Source organism: Streptomyces pseudovenezuelae (assembly GCF_001513955.1).
Classification (GTDB): Bacteria; Actinomycetota; Actinomycetes; order Streptomycetales; family Streptomycetaceae; genus Streptomyces; species Streptomyces pseudovenezuelae.
In genome coordinates this window covers 742,171-759,623 of sequence record NZ_KQ948150.1, presented here as the reverse complement: position 1 = coordinate 759,623, position 17,453 = coordinate 742,171, and the positions used below count along the sequence as shown (strand labels likewise).

11 protein-coding genes and 1 pseudogene are annotated in these 17,453 nt (G+C 71.2%); 4 read left to right on the top strand and 8 right to left on the bottom strand.

Annotated features, from left to right (window positions below; genetic code table 11):
* From AQI94_RS45885 to eccD, 6 genes are all read right to left on the bottom strand, one after another.
* The coding region (locus AQI94_RS45885; RefSeq protein WP_225890306.1) for a hypothetical protein at positions 1-329 on the bottom strand (329 nt) is incomplete at its 3' end.
* 76 nt (positions 330-405) lie between these two features.
* A complete protein-coding gene (locus AQI94_RS31315) occupies positions 406-903 on the bottom strand; it encodes a type VII secretion system-associated protein (RefSeq protein ID WP_031049874.1) in 498 nt (165 codons plus the stop codon).
* A gap of 87 nt (positions 904-990) precedes the next feature.
* Positions 991-1,311 (bottom strand): WXG100 family type VII secretion target, encoded by a 321-nt coding sequence (locus tag AQI94_RS31310; protein ID WP_031049872.1) that lies wholly within the window; start codon positions 1,309-1,311, stop codon positions 991-993.
* A 64-nt stretch (positions 1,312-1,375) separates the two neighbouring features.
* Positions 1,376-1,720 (bottom strand): WXG100 family type VII secretion target, encoded by a 345-nt coding sequence (locus tag AQI94_RS31305; protein WP_031049869.1) that lies wholly within the window; start codon positions 1,718-1,720, stop codon positions 1,376-1,378.
* A 125-nt stretch (positions 1,721-1,845) separates the two neighbouring features.
* On the bottom strand, positions 1,846-3,384 hold the full coding sequence (gene eccB / locus AQI94_RS31300; protein ID WP_078902821.1) for a type VII secretion protein EccB: 1,539 nt from the start codon (positions 3,382-3,384) through the stop codon (positions 1,846-1,848).
* A gap of 75 nt (positions 3,385-3,459) precedes the next feature.
* Positions 3,460-4,860 (bottom strand): type VII secretion integral membrane protein EccD, encoded by a 1,401-nt coding sequence (eccD, locus tag AQI94_RS31295; RefSeq protein WP_062230044.1) that lies wholly within the window; start codon positions 4,858-4,860, stop codon positions 3,460-3,462.
* A 215-nt stretch (positions 4,861-5,075) separates the two neighbouring features.
* On the opposite strand from eccD, the gene AQI94_RS31290 reads away from it, so the two are divergent.
* On the top strand, positions 5,076-9,071 hold the full coding sequence (locus AQI94_RS31290) for a type VII secretion protein EccC (RefSeq protein ID WP_037943413.1): 3,996 nt from the start codon (positions 5,076-5,078) through the stop codon (positions 9,069-9,071).
* 418 nt (positions 9,072-9,489) lie between these two features.
* Here the strand turns inward: AQI94_RS31290 and AQI94_RS31285 are convergent, their stop codons facing one another.
* Positions 9,490-10,689: a S8 family serine peptidase gene (locus tag AQI94_RS31285; RefSeq protein ID WP_051832482.1), complete on the bottom strand. Its 1,200-nt coding sequence runs from the start codon at positions 10,687-10,689 to the stop codon at positions 9,490-9,492.
* Positions 10,690-10,865: 176 nt separating this feature from the next.
* Between AQI94_RS31285 and AQI94_RS31280 the strand changes: the two genes are divergently transcribed.
* Positions 10,866-14,180 carry a right-handed parallel beta-helix repeat-containing protein gene (locus tag AQI94_RS31280; protein WP_062230043.1) on the top strand — a complete coding sequence of 1,105 codons (3,315 nt, stop codon included), beginning with the start codon at positions 10,866-10,868 and terminating at the stop codon, positions 14,178-14,180.
* 142 nt (positions 14,181-14,322) lie between these two features.
* Complete coding sequence (locus AQI94_RS31275; RefSeq protein ID WP_225890305.1) at positions 14,323-15,108, top strand: DUF1963 domain-containing protein; 786 nt, start codon at positions 14,323-14,325, stop codon at positions 15,106-15,108.
* Positions 15,109-15,169: 61 nt separating this feature from the next.
* Here AQI94_RS31275 and AQI94_RS31270 read toward each other — a convergent pair.
* Positions 15,170-15,911 (bottom strand): annotated as a pseudogene (locus AQI94_RS31270) (SDR family NAD(P)-dependent oxidoreductase).
* A 788-nt stretch (positions 15,912-16,699) separates the two neighbouring features.
* On the opposite strand from AQI94_RS31270, the gene AQI94_RS31260 reads away from it, so the two are divergent.
* Positions 16,700-17,338: an HD domain-containing protein gene (locus AQI94_RS31260; RefSeq protein WP_031037544.1), complete on the top strand. Its 639-nt coding sequence runs from the start codon at positions 16,700-16,702 to the stop codon at positions 17,336-17,338.
* Positions 17,339-17,453: the final 115 nt, after the last annotated feature.

The window sequence follows — 17,453 nt, the reverse complement described above, 5'->3', positions numbered from 1 at the left end:
CCGAGGAGGGTGATGCGCGCCTTGTGCATCGTCACGTCGGAGCCCGCGCCGCCGCTCGTCCGGTAGAAGGGGATGACGAAGTCGGTGTTCTGGATCCGGTAACCGGCGTTCTCGTAGAGCCAGTTGAGATCTTCGGTGTCGACATAGTCCACCTGGGAGACGTCGGAGATCTCGACCTTCATCAGGGGGATGCCCTCGTTGCCCACCAGGGTGTCGAAGAGGGTGTCCCGCGCCGGTGCGACATATCCGGTGAACAACTTGACGGCTTCGTGCCAGTGGTCGTTCGTCGCGGTGAGTTCACCGGTGATCTTGGTGGGGTCGAGAGCCATGACGAAGGGCCTTTTCCATCAGGTGGACCGGCGGTCGGACCGGCGGCGAGGAGGGTGAACGGAGGCGGCGAGGCGGTCAGTCGTCCTCGTTGTCGTCTCCCGAACCCGACCCTTCGGACAGGATGCTGTCCACGTCCTCGAAGAAGTCGATGAAGTCCTCGCCCTTGATCTTGTCGAGGTTGACGTCGCGGGCCTTGAAGAGCTTCTCGATGGTGTCCTCCAGACCGTCCTGGATCTCCCCGAAGAGCTCACCCTGCTGCTTCAGGATCGCGGTCACCTCGCCGATGAAGGCGTTCAAGGCTTTCACCACGTATTGCCCGTTGGTCCAGCTGTTGTCGCCGGCCATCAGCCCGATCGCGATCGGGTTCTTGTCCTGTCCGGTGAGGAAGCCGGCCCGGCTGCCTCCCCCCTCCTCCAGGTCGACGAGAGCCGGCACCGCCAGGGTGCTGTCACCCGGCGCGGTGCCTTCCAGGCCCATCTTCCGCAGTTCGTCAGCGAACGGGATCACGTCGTTGTCGAGGAAGTTCTGCAGCCAGGCCTTGTTCAGATTGACCGTGGGGGCGCTCTCCGCCATGCCGTACTCCTTCTGCTGCTCGCCTGTCGTTCACCGCCCCCTGGCCACCGGGACCGAGGGAGTGGGAGGTGGGGGGAGGAGAGCCGATCAGCCGCCGATGCGGACGCTCTGCCAGAGCTGGGTCAGGGAGTTCTCGCTGTACTTGTAGGTCCCGGAGACGTCGGTGAGCAGGGCCGAGTTCTCGGCGAGGATCCGCTTCATCGTCTCGACAGCGTTGTCCCAGGCGGCCTGCTTCTCGGTGTAGACCGCGCGGTCCTCACCCTCCCAGGTGTTGCGGAGCTCCTGGAGCTCCGCTTCCAGGTTGGTGAGGATGCTGTCGATCGCCTTGGTCTGCTGGACCATGTCGTCGGCGGCGTTCTCCATGTGCGAGTAGTCGACGTAGATGAGTCCGTCGGTGAAGTCGGGCATGACTGTCCTCGTCTCTTGGCGGGCTGGGCGGGCTTGTCCGGCGGAAGGGGCCTGGTCGGGAAGGTCAGCCCGCCAGCTCGTTGAAGATCGCCTCGGAGCGGTCGTAGGCCTCCTGGATCGACTGGACCGCCGCACCCTGCTGCAGGCCCTTGGCGCGCAGCGTCTCGTTGAGGGTGTCGATCATGCTGTTCAGGTTGACCGAAATGATCTCCGCCTGCTGGTCCCAGCGCTCAAGGAGCTGCTGGAACGCGCCGCCGTCGCTGCCGGCGTATCCCGAGGAGAGGGTGTTCTTCATGCTGTCGACGTCCTGACGGCACCGCTGCACGCCGGAGAATGCCTGCTCCAGCGCGGTGACGCCGTTCCGTGTCGCTTGTTCCTCTGACTGCTGCCTACCGGTGGGCGTTGTCATGGGGCCGCGCCTCCTGAGGTTCAGGTTGAGTAAGTGAGCTTAGATGATGATGAGTTGAATGTTTTTTGGTCTACCCCATACCGTGCCCGTCCTGCCAACCCGGGCGACGGAATGACGCCAACAGTTCATCCCCGGTCCGCTTCCTCCCCGGCCGGGGGTGCGTCGGCCGGGGGTGCGCCGTCCGCCGCCCGGCCACCCGTGCCGTTGCCCGCGGCCGTCGCGGTCCCGCAGCGCGGTGCCGTCGTGGTGGTGGTCCCCAGCGCCGCCGCCTCGGGGGTGAGATCGGGACCGGTCGGCAGCATCGCCAGCAGCGGAGCGGGCAGCCCGCGCGCCTGGCTCTCCGCGTAGCCGAGCGACGCCAGCGCCTGGGCCGAGCCCACCCGGTACTTCATCCCGGTGTCCGTGACCAGATACAGCGTGCCGCCGACCTCGCTGCCGCTCGCACCGAGCGCCCGCACCAGGTCTCCGCCGCCGGGCGGCACGGTGATCCTGCCGACCGGCACACAGGCCGGTGTCAGTCCCTCGGCCGGGGCCTGCGCCGCGGGCCCCAGGCCGCCCGCCGCGACCAGGGCGACGCTGATGCGTGGACCCTTGTGGCCCGGCTGCACCCGTACGCAGACGGTCGTGTCCTCGTCCACGCCGACCGGTTCCGGGGGCGACGAGGGCCGCTCGGTGTCCGGTGCCGAGGTGTCGGCGCCGGGCGCCACATGGCCGCTCAGCGCGTCCGCGCCCAGCGTCGCGATCTGCGCCGCCCGCCCGTCGTAGACCTTCTTTCGGAGGTCCGGGTCGCCGAGCAACAGGGCCGCGTCGGTCGCGGTCAGCGGAACCAGGCCCTCGCCGCGCAACAGGTAGAAGCGCTCGGCGGAGCCGGGGACGGTGATGCGGAACACCTCGCCGATCCGGGTGCTCCGGCCACCGAGAGAGGGGCCCCGCGCGCCCAGGTCCGGCACCTCCACGGGGGTCAGATCCGGCCCGGACGGCACGGAGTTCAAGAAGGCCGCCGACACCGCGAGGCGCGGCGTGGAGCCGTATCCCAGGGCTTCGCGGGCGTGGGAGTCCTTGTCCAGCCGCAGCTTGCTGCCCCGCCAGACCAGGTAGTCGGCCTTGTCGGGCCCGGTCACCAACAGCGCCTGGGTGGTGGGCAGTCCCGCGGCATCCGCGGATGCGCCGATGGCCAGGGTGGTGCCGGTGGAACCGGTGGTGGTGCCCGAGCACACCTGCCAGGGGCCGTCGTCCAGGTTCGCGCCGGCGGGCAGCGCGTCCGGGGCACCGACGATGCCGACGGGCGTGCCGTGCGGCGTGCCGCTCAGCGAGGCGGCACCGACCGAGGAGACCGTCATGTCGGCCCCTGCCAGCAGTCGCGCCGAGGCGTAGTTGCGCACCGGGCGCAGCCGGCCGTTCAGATAGAGGTAGCGGGAGCCGGTGGTCTTGCTGACCACGAGCGTGCCGGCCTCCTGCCAGGAGTCCTTGGCGCCCGGCTTGAGCAGGCCGAGCACGAACGCCCCTGCGGAGATCAGCACGGCGATCACCACGCCGATGACCACCCCGCGGTTGGTCCGGCCCTGCGGGCTCTCGGGTGCGTCCGGGTCCGCGCGCAACATGCTGGAGGTGAGCCGCCCCATGACGAACATGTGCGCCTGGACCTGATCACGTCGGGACTGCATCGCAGGGTTCGGTGCCTTTCGGTTCGGCTCGGGTTCGGCCCTCGGCCGGTATCGGTCCGGTCGTCGGCGGCACGGTCATCCGTTGACGGACCGCAACGCGCCGTAGACACCGAGCACCCACAGGGCGAGCGGCAACAGGCTGATGGCCAGGGCGGAATGCAGCAGCTCGGCGGCGCGTCCCCAGTACGGCACGAGGCGGCGTCCCGGCACGGTCCAGGACGCGATCGCCAGGGCCGCCGTGACCGCCAGCAGGCCGGCGGCCGCCCCGAGCCGGGACCCGGGCGCGAGGTCCGGTACGCGGGCGACGACCAGCAGGAGCAGGCCGGCCACACCGGGTATCACCAGGGACAGCCGCTGCCAGACGTTGCCCAGGCCGCGGGCGTGCAGCACCAGCAGAAGGGACAGCACCACGGTCGTGATCAGCTCGGCGAGCCCGCCCTCCCGGGCGAGCACCGCGACACAGCCCGCGGCGACGACCCCGACCGCCGCGTACAGCGAGGTCATCCAGCCGTCGGCGAGAACGGCGCGGTCGGCGACCACCGATGCCGGATGCGGGTCGATGCCCTCCTGCAGCTGCTGGGCGTTGGTGGGCAGCGGCGGCATCCGCATGCCGGACATGCGGAAGGCCAGTGACGGCACGAACGCGCCGAGCGCCACCGCCACGACGGCGAGGATGCCCGCGACGTGCGCGGGCGGGAGATCGGCGGCCAGCATGAGGGCGGCAGCGATCGCACCGAACACCGAGACCACGGCGAGTCCGAGGAACAGCGCGGCGAACGAGGCCACGACGGCGAGCGCGAGGACCGCGCCGCCGGTGGCGGCGGCACCGGCCGACAGCAGCCGCGCGCCCAGCCCCTCGTGGGCGTGCCTGCCGCTGAGTTCGCCGCCCGGCAGCAGCCAGCCCGCGAGGGCCAGGTACGGCGCGACCATGAAGCCCAGCGCCGCTCCGGCCCCGGCGTCCCCGACCGCCCGGCTCGCGGCGCCCGCGCCGGCGAGCAGCAGCAGTCCGGCCGCGGAGGCGAACACGGCCCTGGGAAGGGCCGAGCCGCCGGGCAGCGCGAGCAGCAGCAGTCCGCAGCCGAGCACCGCCATCGCGATCCCCAGCAGCAGCCGGCGGCTGACCTGGGGGCTCCAGCCGTAGGGGTGGCGGCGCATGGTCGTGGCGATGCCGTCGACCAGGTCGTCGAGGTGGACCTCGGGCAGAGCGTCGTTACGGGGCCTGAGGAACAGGGTCTCGCCGTCGCGCAACCCGTAGGAGTCCAGGGTGCGTTCCTCGTCCATCGGCTCTCCGCCGAGACGCTGGAGCACCCAGCCCCCGTGATCGAGTCCGGCTTCCTCGAGGTCGTCGCCGCCGTAGCCGAGGACCGCGGGCAGCAGGTCGGCGACGGGAACGTCCGCGGGGACCGCGAGGTCCACGGTCCTGGCCGGGGCACGGACCGTCAGACGGCACAGCTCGGCCACCTGAGTGTCAGTCATGGGGCTGACTCACGCCTCTCCGGAGATGGTGCGGAACGGGGACAGAAACGCCGGATGCACATCCTCGAACATCGGGTCAAAACCCGTGGTGTACGTAAGTCGCCCAGGGAGGACGGTAGTTCACCACCGGTTCGACGATCGTAGTATCAACCGACCAATGGTGGCGCCCTCGCCCCGCCCTCCTCCCCTGCCCCACAAGGAGACGGCTCTTGAGTGTGGTCCTGTTCCGCCGCCCGGCCCGGCGCCGTGGCCCGGAGATGCCCGACGGGGAGCTCAGCCTGCAGGAACCGCCGCCCCTGCCCGAGGTGGTACCGGACTCCTCCGCCATCTGGACCTACCTCCCGATGGCCCTGATGTCCGTGTCCATGATGTTCATGTTCATGCGGCCGGGCGCGACCCGCGGCAGCGGCGGGTTCATCTATCTCGCCCTGGGCGTGATGGTGGTGGCCGCCGCCGCGATGTTCGTCGGCCAGGCGATGCGCCGCAGCAGCGAACGCAAGCAGCGCGTGAAGGGCGAACGGCGGGACTACCTGCGCTACCTCGGCCAGATGCGGCGCAAGGTCCGCGGCGCCGTCGCCGACCAGCAGCGCGCTCTGTCCTGGCGCCACCCGGAACCCGCGGCCCTGTCGTCCATGGCGGGCACCACCCGGCTGTGGGAACGCCGGCCGCGCGACGAGGACTTCGGCGAGGTCCGCGTCGCGGTCGGCGACCAGAAACTTGGCCTGAAACTCACCCCTGTCTCCACCAGTCCCGTCGAGGACCTGGAGCCGCTCAGCGCACACGCCCTGCGCAGCTTCATGCGCGCCTACGCGACCGTGCCGGACCAGCCGATCGCCATTTACCTGCGGGCCTGGGCCCGGGTGCTGTTCCGCGGCGACGAGGAGCACATCCGTGGCGTCACCCGCGCCCTACTGGCCCAGCTGGCCACCTTCCACTCGCCGGACGACCTGTGGCTCGCCTTCTGCGTCGCCGACGAGCGGCGCGCGGACTGGGAGTGGACCAAGTGGCTGCCGCACGCCCTGCACCCGCACGACACCGACGGCGCCGGTCCCGTCCGTATGACCGTCTCCGCCCTGGGCGAGCTGGAGGACCTGCTCGGCGCGGAGTTCCAGGAACGGCCCGCCTTCGACCCCGACGCCGTCCCCGGCCGCGAGGAGCCCTTCACCGTCATCGTGATCGACGGCGCCACCGTCCCCAGCGGCCACCGCCTCGACGGGCCCGGCTACCGCAACACCGTCGTCCTCGACCTCTCCGGCGCCCTGAGCTGGCGGCCCGGTCGTGTCACGCTGCGCTTCGACGTGTCCGAGAGCTCCTTCGCCCTGGTGCGCACCGACCGGGACCGCAAGGAACAGACCACCGTGCTCGGCCGCCCCGACACCTTCGGCACCACGGGCGCCACCGTCCTGGCCCGCCGCCTCGCGCCGTACCGCATGGGCACGGGCACCGGCCCCGACGCGGCCGAGCCGCTGTCCACCAACGTCGAGCTGACCACCCTGCTGGGCATCCCCGACCTGCACCGGCACGATCCGGCCGCCCTGTGGCAGCAGCACACCGGCCCCGCCCGGCTGCGCGTACCCATCGCCGTCGGCCCGGACGGGCAACCCGTGGAACTCGACATCAAGGAGTCCGCGCAGGGCGGCACCGGACCGCACGGCATGCTCATCGGCGCCACCGGGTCCGGCAAGAGCGAACTGCTGCGCACCCTCGTCCTCGCGCTCGCCCTCACCAACTCCTCCGAGACCCTCAACTTCGTCCTCGTCGACTTCAAGGGCGGCGCCACCTTCCTCGGCCTGGACGAACTCCCCCACACCTCCGCCGTGATCACCAACCTGGCCGGTGAGGCGGCCCTGGTCTCCCGCATGCAGGACGCCCTGCACGGCGAGTTGATGCGCCGTCAGGAACTGCTGCGGTCCGCCGGCAACTACACCTCGGCGCTGGACTACGAGAAAGCCCGCGCCTCCGGGGTCCCGCTGGAGCCGCTGCCCAGCCTCTTCGTCGTCGTCGACGAGTTCAGCGAACTGCTCGCCGCGCATCGCGAGTTCATGGAACTCTTCGTGATGATCGGCCGCCTCGGACGCTCACTCGGTGTGCATCTGCTGCTCGCCTCGCAGCGCCTGGACGAGGGCCGCATGCACCAACTGGAGAGCCACCTGTCCTACCGGATCGGCCTGCGCACGTTCTCCGCCATGGAGAGCCGCGGTGTCCTCGGTGTGCCGGACGCCTACCAGTTGCCGCCGGCCCCCGGCAGCGGCTTCCTCAAGTCCGGTGTGGAGGCGCTGACCCGCTTCCGTGCCGCGTACGTCTCCGGCCCCTACCAGGAGCGGCGGGGCGTCGCCCACCAGGCCCGTGTGACCAGCCAGACCGTGCCCTGGACGACGGCGTACGTGATGCCGAGGCAGCTGCCCGTGACGCCGGACCCCGAGCCGCAGCCCGAGGTCGACGAGAACGGCGAGACACTCCTGTCGGCCGCGGTGGCCAGGCTGCGGGAAGCCGGTCCCGCCGCCCACCAGGTGTGGCTGCCGCCCCTGGACCGTCCCACCACGCTCGACCAGGTCCTGCCCCCGCTCACCCCCGACCCCGAGCTGGGACTCACCTCCGTCGACTGGCCCGGCCGCGGCCGGCTCACCATCCCCATCGGCATCGTCGACCGCCCCTTCGACCAGCTCCGCGATCTGCTGACGCTCGACCTGTCGGGGGCGGGTGGGCACGTCGCCATCGCGGGCGGCCCGCAGAGCGGCAAGAGCACCATGGTCCGCACCATTCTGACCGCGCTCGCGCTCACCCACACCCCCCGCGAAGTGCAGTTCTACTGCCTGGACTTCGGGGGTGGCACCCTGTCGGGGCTGGCCGGCCTGCCCCACATGAGCGGCGTCGCGGCGCGTCTGGAGACCGAACGCGTCAGCCGTACGATCGCCGAGGTCTCCTCCCTGCTCGCCGCGCGCGAACGGTTCTTCCTCGACCACGGCATCGACTCCATGGCGACCTTCCGCCGTCGCCGCAACGCCGGCGAGTTCCCCGACGAGCGGCACGGCGACGTGTTCCTGGTCATCGACGGCTGGTCGACGGTCCGCGCGGACTTCGACCGGAACATCCAGACCTTCGGCGCCATCGCCGCGCGTGGTCTCAACTACGGCATCCACCTGATCGTCACCACCGCCCGCTGGGTGGAGCTGACCTCCTCGATCCGCGACCAGGCCGCCACCCATCTGGAGCTGCGGATGGGCGATCCCATGGACTCGGAGATCGACATGCGGCGGGCCGCGACCGTGCCCCGGCTCCCGGGCCGCGGACTGACCCGCGACACCAAGCTGCACTACCTCACCGCGCTCCCCCGCATCGACGGCACGGAGGCGGCGGACGACCTCACCGACGGCGTCGCTGACCTCGTCGCCGCGATCAGCGAGAGCTGGCCGGGTGCGCCCGCCCCGCCGGTACGCATGCTGCCCACGAAACTCCCCTACGCCGAGCTCCCGGCCCCCGCTCAGGAGACCGGCCCCGAGGGCGGCTTCCGGATGCCGATCGGCCTGGAGGAGGAGGAACTCTCCCCCGTCTGGCACGACTTCACCGAGAACCCGCACATGATCGTCGTCGGTGACACCGAGAGCGGCAAGACCAACATGCTGCGGATGGCGGCCAAGGCCGTCATGGACCGGTACACGCCCGCCGAGGCGCGGATCCTGGTGGTCGACTACCGCCGTGAGCTGGTCGAGGCGATCCCCGACGAGTACCGCCTGGGCCACGCGGTGTCCATGGACGCGCTCAAGGACATGATCTCCGGCGCCGCCCGGGCGGTCACGACCCGGCTGCCGGGCCCGGAGATCACGCCGTCCCGGATGCGCAAGTGCGACTGGTGGAAGGGCCCGCGGCTGTTCATCCTGGTGGACGACTACGACCTGCTGGGCGCCGGTCCCATGAACGCCCCCTTCGACCCCCTGCTCAACCACCTCGCCCTGGGCTGGGAGGTCGGCCTGCACCTGATCGTCTCCCGGTCGGCGGCGGGCGCGGGCCGCGGCCTCAACGAGGCGCTCCTGCGCCGCCTGCAGGAGGTCAACTCCCCCACCCTGCTGCTGTCCTGCCCGCCCTCCGAAGGATTCGTCATCGGCAGCCTCAAGGGCCGCAACCTCCCGCCGGGCCGGGCGACCCGCGTGACACGCCGCAAGTCGACACAGCTCCAGACGGCGCTGCTGGACGAGATCATCACGCGTGCGTGAGCCCGACAACCGTGCGTGGGACGTCACTTCGCCCGTCGTGCCGGGGTGCGGCCACCGCACCCCGGAGGCGCGGCACGTCCGGACAGCCCGCATGGGCTCACGACGGACGCCGTCGCAGGCACGGAGGCACGAGGGCGGAGGTGGAGGTGGACGCGGAGGAGGCCAAGTGGTGCCGTTTCGGGCCGCTTTCGTGACGGACGGGACCAGGGCGGCGGGAGACGCGACGCGGGGCGTCGTCGCAGCGGCGACGCGGAGCGCACTCGACACGGCAGGCCGGGTCGCGCTCGACACAGCAGGTCGGGTCGCACTCGACACAGCAACGCCGGTCTCAGCCGATGCCGCGCGTCCCGCCGCACGCCCGGACGCACCGGGTCACCTCACCCCGCCCGCGCGCCTCACGCGGACACCGCACCGGCGCTCAGCTGTCCGCCGCTCGCCAGCCCCGCGCCCGTCCGCGCGGGATCACCACCGCCGCCGCGGCCACCAGCACCACCACTCCGGCACTCGCGGCGGTGATGATCAGAGCACGCGTGCGGGGTTCGGGCGGGGCGTCCGGCGCGACCACGGCCGCCTCGGCGCGAGGCGTGGTGCCGGCCGCCTCCGGCACCACGGTGGTCAGCGCGGCGTAGGGGTCCAGGCGGGGCGGACTGGCCGGGTAGGCGGCCCGGGTCAGCCGCTGGGACACCTCGGCCGCGGACAGGTCCGGGTAGCGTGCCCGGACCTGGGCCGCCGCTCCCGCGACCAGTGCCGCGGCCAGCGACGCGCCGGAGCCGATGTAGTGCCCCTTGCCCGCAGGACCGATGCCGACCACGGCGTCACCGGGCGCCGCGAGGTCCGCCCCGGAGACCACCGGCGCGTTGTCGGGCCGCGTTCCGTCGGGCCCGAAGTCGGTCACCGCCAGCACGCCGGGCGCCGCGGCGGGCCAGTACCAGGGCTCCGCCCGCACGACCTTGCCGGACCGGTCCTTGGGCAGCGCGTCTGGCGCGAGCGGTGCCACCACCAGCGCGTCCTTCTTGCCCGCGTACGCGACCGCGGCCGACAGCACCGCCTTGCCGTCGGCCAGCGCACGGCCGACGTAGATCACCGAGGCGCCTTCGTCGGCGGCGGAACGAATCGCGTCCGCGAGCCTCTGTGCCGTGACGCCCCCGCGCTCGTCGGTGCCCCGTACGGCGAGGATGCGTGCCCGCGGCGCCAGCCCCGACGGCCCCGCCCCGCCTCCCGCATCCGGTGCCGCCGCGATCAGTCCCGCCGCGAAGGTCCCGTGGCCCACGCAGTCGCTGTCCGCGCCGGCGAGCGCGCTCACCCTGCCGGACAGCGCGGGCGCGCTGTCGCTCACCCCGGTGTCCACCACGGCCACGGTCGTCCGGGCCCCTTCGGACAGGGTGCGTGCCCGGGACGCGCCGAGCGAGGTCAGGGCCCACGGCTCCGTGTCGGCTTGTCGGGTGGAGGCCGTCGCACACGGCTCGTCCGCCGCCAACGAGACGCGTACGGCGGGCAGTTCCACGGATTCGGCAGCTGCGGGAGCGGCCCCGGCGGCCACCAGCAGCACGGCGACGACCGCCGACGCGGCCGTGGCGGCCAGCGGGCGGTGGGTTCGAGCAGCGCGCATGGCGCACATCCTAGGCAGAGGGTCTGCGGCGCACCGCGCCGGTGTCGCCCCTCATCTCCCTTGCCTGTGCTGGATGTTGGCCGTCGGCGTCCCGTAGCGTTCACCGTGTGCGCACCACCGCACGACCACGTCCCGACAGGGCGGCGTGGTTTCGGCGGGCGCATCACAGCGAGGAGGATCACAGCGTGTCACGGCAGTTGCTCAGGGTCTGTCCAGGCCGATCGGACAGCTTCCACAAGATCGGCGACGCCCTGGCCCAGGCACGCACGGGCGCGGTGATCCGTATCGCTCCCGGGCGCTACGACGAGAACCTCACCATCAGGACGCGCGTCACCCTCGTGGCCGACGGCGAGCCGGGCAGCGCCGAGATCTGTCCCCGCCGGGGCACCGCCGTGGTGCTCGTCGCCGACGCCGTCCTGCTCACCGACCTGACACTGCGCGGAGGCAGCGAGGACCTGCCCGTGGTCGACGCGCCCCGCGGCCAGGTCGCCATGGACGGCTGCACGGTCATCGGCTCGGGCTGGACGGCGGTCCTGGCCCGGGAGTCCGGCTCGCTGGCCCTGCGCGGCTGCCGGATCAGCAACCCGGACGGCGCCGGTGTCGTCGACACGGCCTCCACCGGCAGCATCGTCGCCGACTGCCTCATCGAGAACCTCGGCACCTCGGGCGTCGTCATCAGCGAGGAGGCCGACACGACGGTGCGCGACTGCCGTATCCGGGACGCCCGCGCCAACGGCATCCTCGCCAACGGCACGGCGCAGGGCCTGGTGGAGCGCTGCGACATCTCCTCGACCGACAAGCCCGCGATCGCCCTCGAAGGCCGCTGCGCCACCCGTGTGGTGCGCAGCGACGTCCACGACACCGCCATCGGCGTCTACGTCACCAGCGGCTCCCGGCCCGTCCTGGAGGAGGTCTCGGTCAGCGACACCTCGGGCCCCGGCATCCTGCTCGGCTCCGGAGCCGACCCGGAACTGCTGGGCTGCCGTACCGCACGCACCAAGGGCAGCGGACTCGCCGTCACCGAACGGTCCCGGGGCACGTTCCGGGACTGCGTGTTCGACGGCGCCGGCGCGCCCGCCATCCGGGTCGTCGGCTCCAGCTCGCCGTCCCTGACCGGAACCACGGTGCGGGACTGCGCCGACAAGGACTGCGCGGTGCTGCTGGAGGACGAGTCGGCGGCCGAGTTCGACTCACTGCTGATAGCGGATCCGGCGGGCGCCGGCATCCGGATCCGCACGGCGGCCAATCCGCTGCTGCGCCGGGCCCGGATCACCTCGCCGGGCGGACACGGCGTGGAGGTCGTCGAGGACGGGCGCGGGCGCCTTGAGCACTGCGAGGTCGACCGGGCCGGGGGCGCGGGCCTGCGGATCGCCTCGGGCGGCCGGCCCGAGGTCCGTGACACGGTCGTGCGCGACGCGGCCGACGCCGGGGTGTCCGTCGGCCCGGCGGGCATCGGGGCGCTGCGGGACTGCCGTGTCGAGTCCGGCAGGGCCTCCGGTCTCGTGGTGGACAACGGCGGCGAACTCTCCGCGCTGCGCACCCATGTCACGGACTGCGCCGCACACGGCGCCCTCGTGTCCAACGGTGGCCGGGCCTCTCTGACCGGCTGCCAGTTCAGCACCAACGTCGGCGACGGCGTCCGCGTCGACAGCTCCGAGCCGGTGACCGCCACCGACTGCACCGTGCGGGACAACCGCGGCGCGGGCCTGCGGCAGACCCGGGTCAGCGACCGACTCGGCGTGCACGACCTGAACAGCACCGGCAACGGCGCTCAGGACGCCTGGGGCGACACCCTGCCCGCGAACGTCGCGTCGGCCGGAACCGGCGGTGCCGAGCAGGCCAAGGCAGCCCAAGGGCCCCTGGAGCAGCTGGAGTCGCTCGTCGGACTGGCCGACGTCAAACACCAGGTGCACACCCTCGTGAACCTCAACCAGCTCGCCCAGCGACGCGTGCAGCTCGGCATGCCCGTCCCGTCGATGAGCCGGCACCTGGTCTTCTCCGGTCCGCCCGGCACCGGCAAGACCACCGTCGCCCGCCTCTACGGCGGCATCCTGGCCGATCTGGGCGTGCTGCGTTCCGGACATCTGGTGGAGGTCTCCCGCGCCGATCTCGTCGCCCAGGTCATCGGCGGCACCGCGATCAAGACCACGGAGGCCTTCAACGACGCCCTCGGCGGGGTGCTGTTCATCGACGAGGCCTACACCCTGCTCTCCGACAGCAGGGGATCGGGCGCCGACTTCGGCCGCGAGGCCGTCGACACCCTGCTGAAGCTCATGGAGGACCACCGCGACGACGTGGTCGTCATCGCCGCCGGATACACCTCCGACATGGACGCCTTCCTCTCCTCCAACGCCGGTCTGGCCTCGCGGTTCACCCGAACCATCGCGTTCGAGAACTACTCGGTGGACGAGCTGGTGACCATCACCGAGAACATGTGCGCGGCGCACCGCTACGAGCTCACCCCGGCGACCCTGGAGGCCCTGGGGCGGCACTACGAACGGATGCCGCGCGACGCCGCCTTCGGCAACGGACGTGCCGCCCGCAAGGTCTTCGAGGAGATGGTGGACCGGCAGGCCCACCGGCTCGGCGCCATGACCAACCCGGCGGAGAGCGACCTGAGCCTGCTGCTCCCCGAGGACGTGGCATCGGACGCCGACGCCGCCGAGGCCGGACCGGGCTCCGCGGAACTCCTCGCGGAACTGCACGCGATGGTCGGCCTGACGGCCGTCAAGAACGAAGTCACCTCCCTGGTCAACCTCCTGACCGCCACCGAACAACGCCGGGCCGCCGGACTGCCCGTCCCGAAGATCAGTCACCATCTGGTCTTCTCGGGCCCGCCCGGCACCGGCAAGACCACGGTCGCCCGCCTCTACGCGGATCTGTTGCGCTCCCTCGGCGTCCTGCCCAAGGGCCAGCTCGTGGAGGTCGCACGCGCCGACCTGGTCGGCCGCTACGTCGGCCACACCGCGCAGCTCACCAAGGAAGCCTTCGAACGGGCCTTGGGAGGCGTGCTGTTCGTCGACGAGGCGTACACGCTCACTCCCGAGGGCGTCACCTCCGACTTCGGCCGCGAGGCGGTCGACACCCTGCTGAAGCTCATGGAGGACCACCGCGACGAGGTCGTCGTCATCGCCGCCGGCTACACCCGGGAGATGGACCGCTTCCTGGCCTCCAACCCGGGCCTGGCCTCGCGGTTCTCGCGGACCGTGGAGTTCGAGAACTACACCACCGACGAACTGCTCGACATCCTCACCCGCGCCGCCTCGGGCTATGGCTACGACTGCTCCCCGGAGGCCCTTGTCGCGCTCGGCACCTACATCGACACCCTTCCCCGCGATCGTTCCTTCGGCAACGCGCGTACGGCCCGCCGCCTGCTGGAGACCATGATGACCCGCCAGGCGGGCCGCATCGGCACGCTGCCCGCACCCGGCCTGGACGACCTGCGCATGCTGCTCCCGGAAGACCTGCCGCCCCAGCCCATGAGGACGAGTCCGCAGTAACGGCAGGCGCGGCACGCCGAGGCGTCGAAACGGACCGGAGCGCGACACCCTCGCGGGCGTCTCACGCCCGTCGGTAACTGCTGTCTATGGAGCCGGAGTTGGTGTTCAGTCGGTGTCAGTGGGCCGTGGCACGATCGCGGTCATGACCACTTCGACAGTGAAAGAGCTCGTTCTCCGAACAGCCGAGAAGCAGGGCGTCCCCGGACCCGTCGCGCAGGAGATGCTCACGGGCTCCCGGCCGTGCCTCCACCTTGTCCCCTTCCAGAACCTGACGCCCGCCCAACAGGAAGAGGCCCGTCCCGTCGCGCGCACGGGGGGCCTCCCCTCCCTGCCGGACGACGTCTCCTGGCCCGACGGACGCGAACCTCTGCTCCTGACCGTCGACTGTGCAGCGCTCCCTCGTGAAGCCCTTGACATCGAACTGCCGCCCGACGGGCACCTGTTGTTCTTCGCCGAGATCGAGTACGAACCGGAGTCGTCGCTGGTGCTCCACGTCCCCGCCGGCGCGCGGACCACGGAACGCCCGGCGACGTACGAACTCGACGGCGAGCCGGAACAGGCCAGGGTCTACCCACCGAACGTCCTGTATCCGGTGCCGGGACTGACCGTCGCGCCCGATTGGCGCGACGCCCCCGCGACCAGCGCGTTCCTGGACGGCGGCGCGGACCGGGACGACATCCTGGACGATTTCGAGGATGCCGTGCGAGACGCGGCAGCGGGCGGTGCCTCGCACGGCGTCAGCGTCCAGCTGGGCGGTTACTCCAGCCCTTGGCAGTTGGCACCGGACGAGGGTGACCTCGTTCTGCTGGCGCAAATACACGGTCAGTCGATCGACCACACCGTCTACACCCAGACCCTGATCGTCGGCACCCGTAAGGACATCGCCGAGGGCCACTACCAAGCACTGAGCTTCGAACAACAAGTCTGATCAGCAGCGCAGTCACGACTCCTGGAGCACGTCCTCGCGTCCCCGCCGGTGGCCCGGACGTTCACCACTCGATGGCGCCGAGCCGATCTGTGAAGGTGCCGCTCGGGCCGTCGGGGTCCAGCAGCGCCAGGCGAACGATCGAGTCGGTGCCCTCGGTCACGGTCAGCTGGCCCGTGTTGTTGTTCATGTCGGTGGCCGCGAAGGTGCGGTTCACGACTTCTCCGGGGGTGGCGGCGTTGAACTTGATGGCGGGGAACGCCTGCGCGTAGCGGACGGTCAGCATGTTCAGTGCCGCCTTGGAGGAGCTGTAGGCGAGTTCGTGCATCTTCGACACCGGTTGCTGTGGGTCGGTCACCACCGAGAACGCCCCGACGGCGCTGGACACCATCACCACCCGGGGGTGGTCGGCGGCCTGCAGCAGCGTCAGGAAGGCATGGGTGACGCGGATCGGGCCGTAGACGTTGGTGTCGTACACGGCGTGGACCTCCGCGACCGTCGCCTGGCCGGGGTGGATCGCGTGGCCCGGCGCGCCGGCGTTGTTGATCAGGACATCCAGCCGGTCGGTGTGCGCGCACGAGTTCCTCGGCGGCCGCCACGGACTCTTCCGAGGTGACGTCCAGCGGGACCAGGACGACGTCGATGCCGTCTGCGGCCAGCTTCTCGGCGGCCGCGCGGCCTCGAACCTCATCCCGGGAGCCGAGGAACACCTTCCATCCCAGCTCTCCGAGACGGCGGGCGGCCTCGTGGCCCAGACCCTTGTTGGCGCCGGTGATCAGGACGGTGGACTGCTTCGTGTCGGTCATGCGCACAAGACACCGCTCCGGTCGCTCTCGTGACACGGTATGAGCGGCATCACACTGCCGGATGCCGTCGCGCGAAGCGGACGGTGGCGGCGAGTTCGCCCAGGCCGACCGGGACGAGGTCGGCCAGCAGCCCGCGCTTGACCAGCGACTAGACGCCCTCCGATCAGCAGTGCGTCGAGTTGCTGGTGCGCAGCGGCTGGCTAGTCGCGCCGCCCGAAGCCCTTCTGCTCGTTCTTGCGGCCGTGATGGACCAGCAGCCGATGGGGCAGGCGGCCGCGGCTCCCGGGCCCGTAACAGGCCATCCCGGCGATGTTGACCCGGCCCGAGCCGCGCCCGCGGACCGTGATGACCGGTGTCTGCCCGCGTCGCCCGCCAGGCCTTGGCCCGTGGCGTCCTCAGGTCGCCTCCGCACTCGTCATGGAAGGCGATCCCCTCCCCCCAAGGCCACGGCGGCACCGCGCCGGTCTCAGCTTGGTCAGCGACGCCGGACCCTTGGAGTACAGGCTCTGCTCACCCTCGGATGCCCAGGCAACCCGCCATCGTTCGACCGACCGCACCGACACCCGCAGCGCCTTGGCCACGGCCTTGTTGTCAGCGCCGGTCTCGAAGAAGTCGAACAGTCGCCAGAGCAAGGGACACCTCAGCCGGGCCCTCACGCGCACCCCTCATGTCCTTATCTGTGGGATAGACGTCCGTTCGGACACTTTCCGGAACGGAGCCGATGGACGACGGTGGAGATCAGCCGGAACGAACGATTTGTACCTCGACCTTTGTCATCAGGAGACGCAATGACCGAGACGATTGCCGGGATCACGGTCCCGGACACCCGACTGGTCCGTGAGGCCACCGCGCTGGTGCGCCGGTCGGCCGACGACACACTGTTCCACCACTCCCGCCGGGTGTTCCTGTGGGGGATGCTCAAGACCGCAGCCCTCGGACGCGAGGTGGACCCCGAGCTCGCCTACGTCGGAGGCCTCTTCCACGATCTCGGGCTGACGGCCGGGCACCGCACGAAGGACCGCCGCTTCGAGCTCGACGGCGCCGAGGCGGCGTACGGCTTCCTGCGTGATCACGGCCGAGGCGAGGAAGAGGCGCGCAACGTCTGGCTGGCGATCGCCCTGCACACCACGCCGGAGGTCCCCCACCACCTCGCCCCGGAGGTCGCCGTCGTGACGCTCGGCGTGGAGACCGACGTTCTCGGCCTGGAGCTCGACCGGATCACCCCGGAGCAACGTGCCGAGGTGGTCGCCGCCCACCCGCGACCGGATTTCAAGAACCGCATTCTCCAGGCCTTCTACGACGGTATGGCCGATCGGCCGGACACCACCTTCGGCACCATGAACGACGATGTTCTCGCGCACTTCGACCCCGATTTCCAGCGCAAGGACTTCGTCACCGTGATCCGGACGAATGCCTGGCCCGAATGAGTTGATCCCCGACCGGCTCTGCGGTGTCGCGGGTCCGGGCGTCAAGGGATGCCACATTCTCGGACGTCGCAACGGGCGTCCGGCTCTCGGACTTCCCGCTGCTGATCAAGAAAAG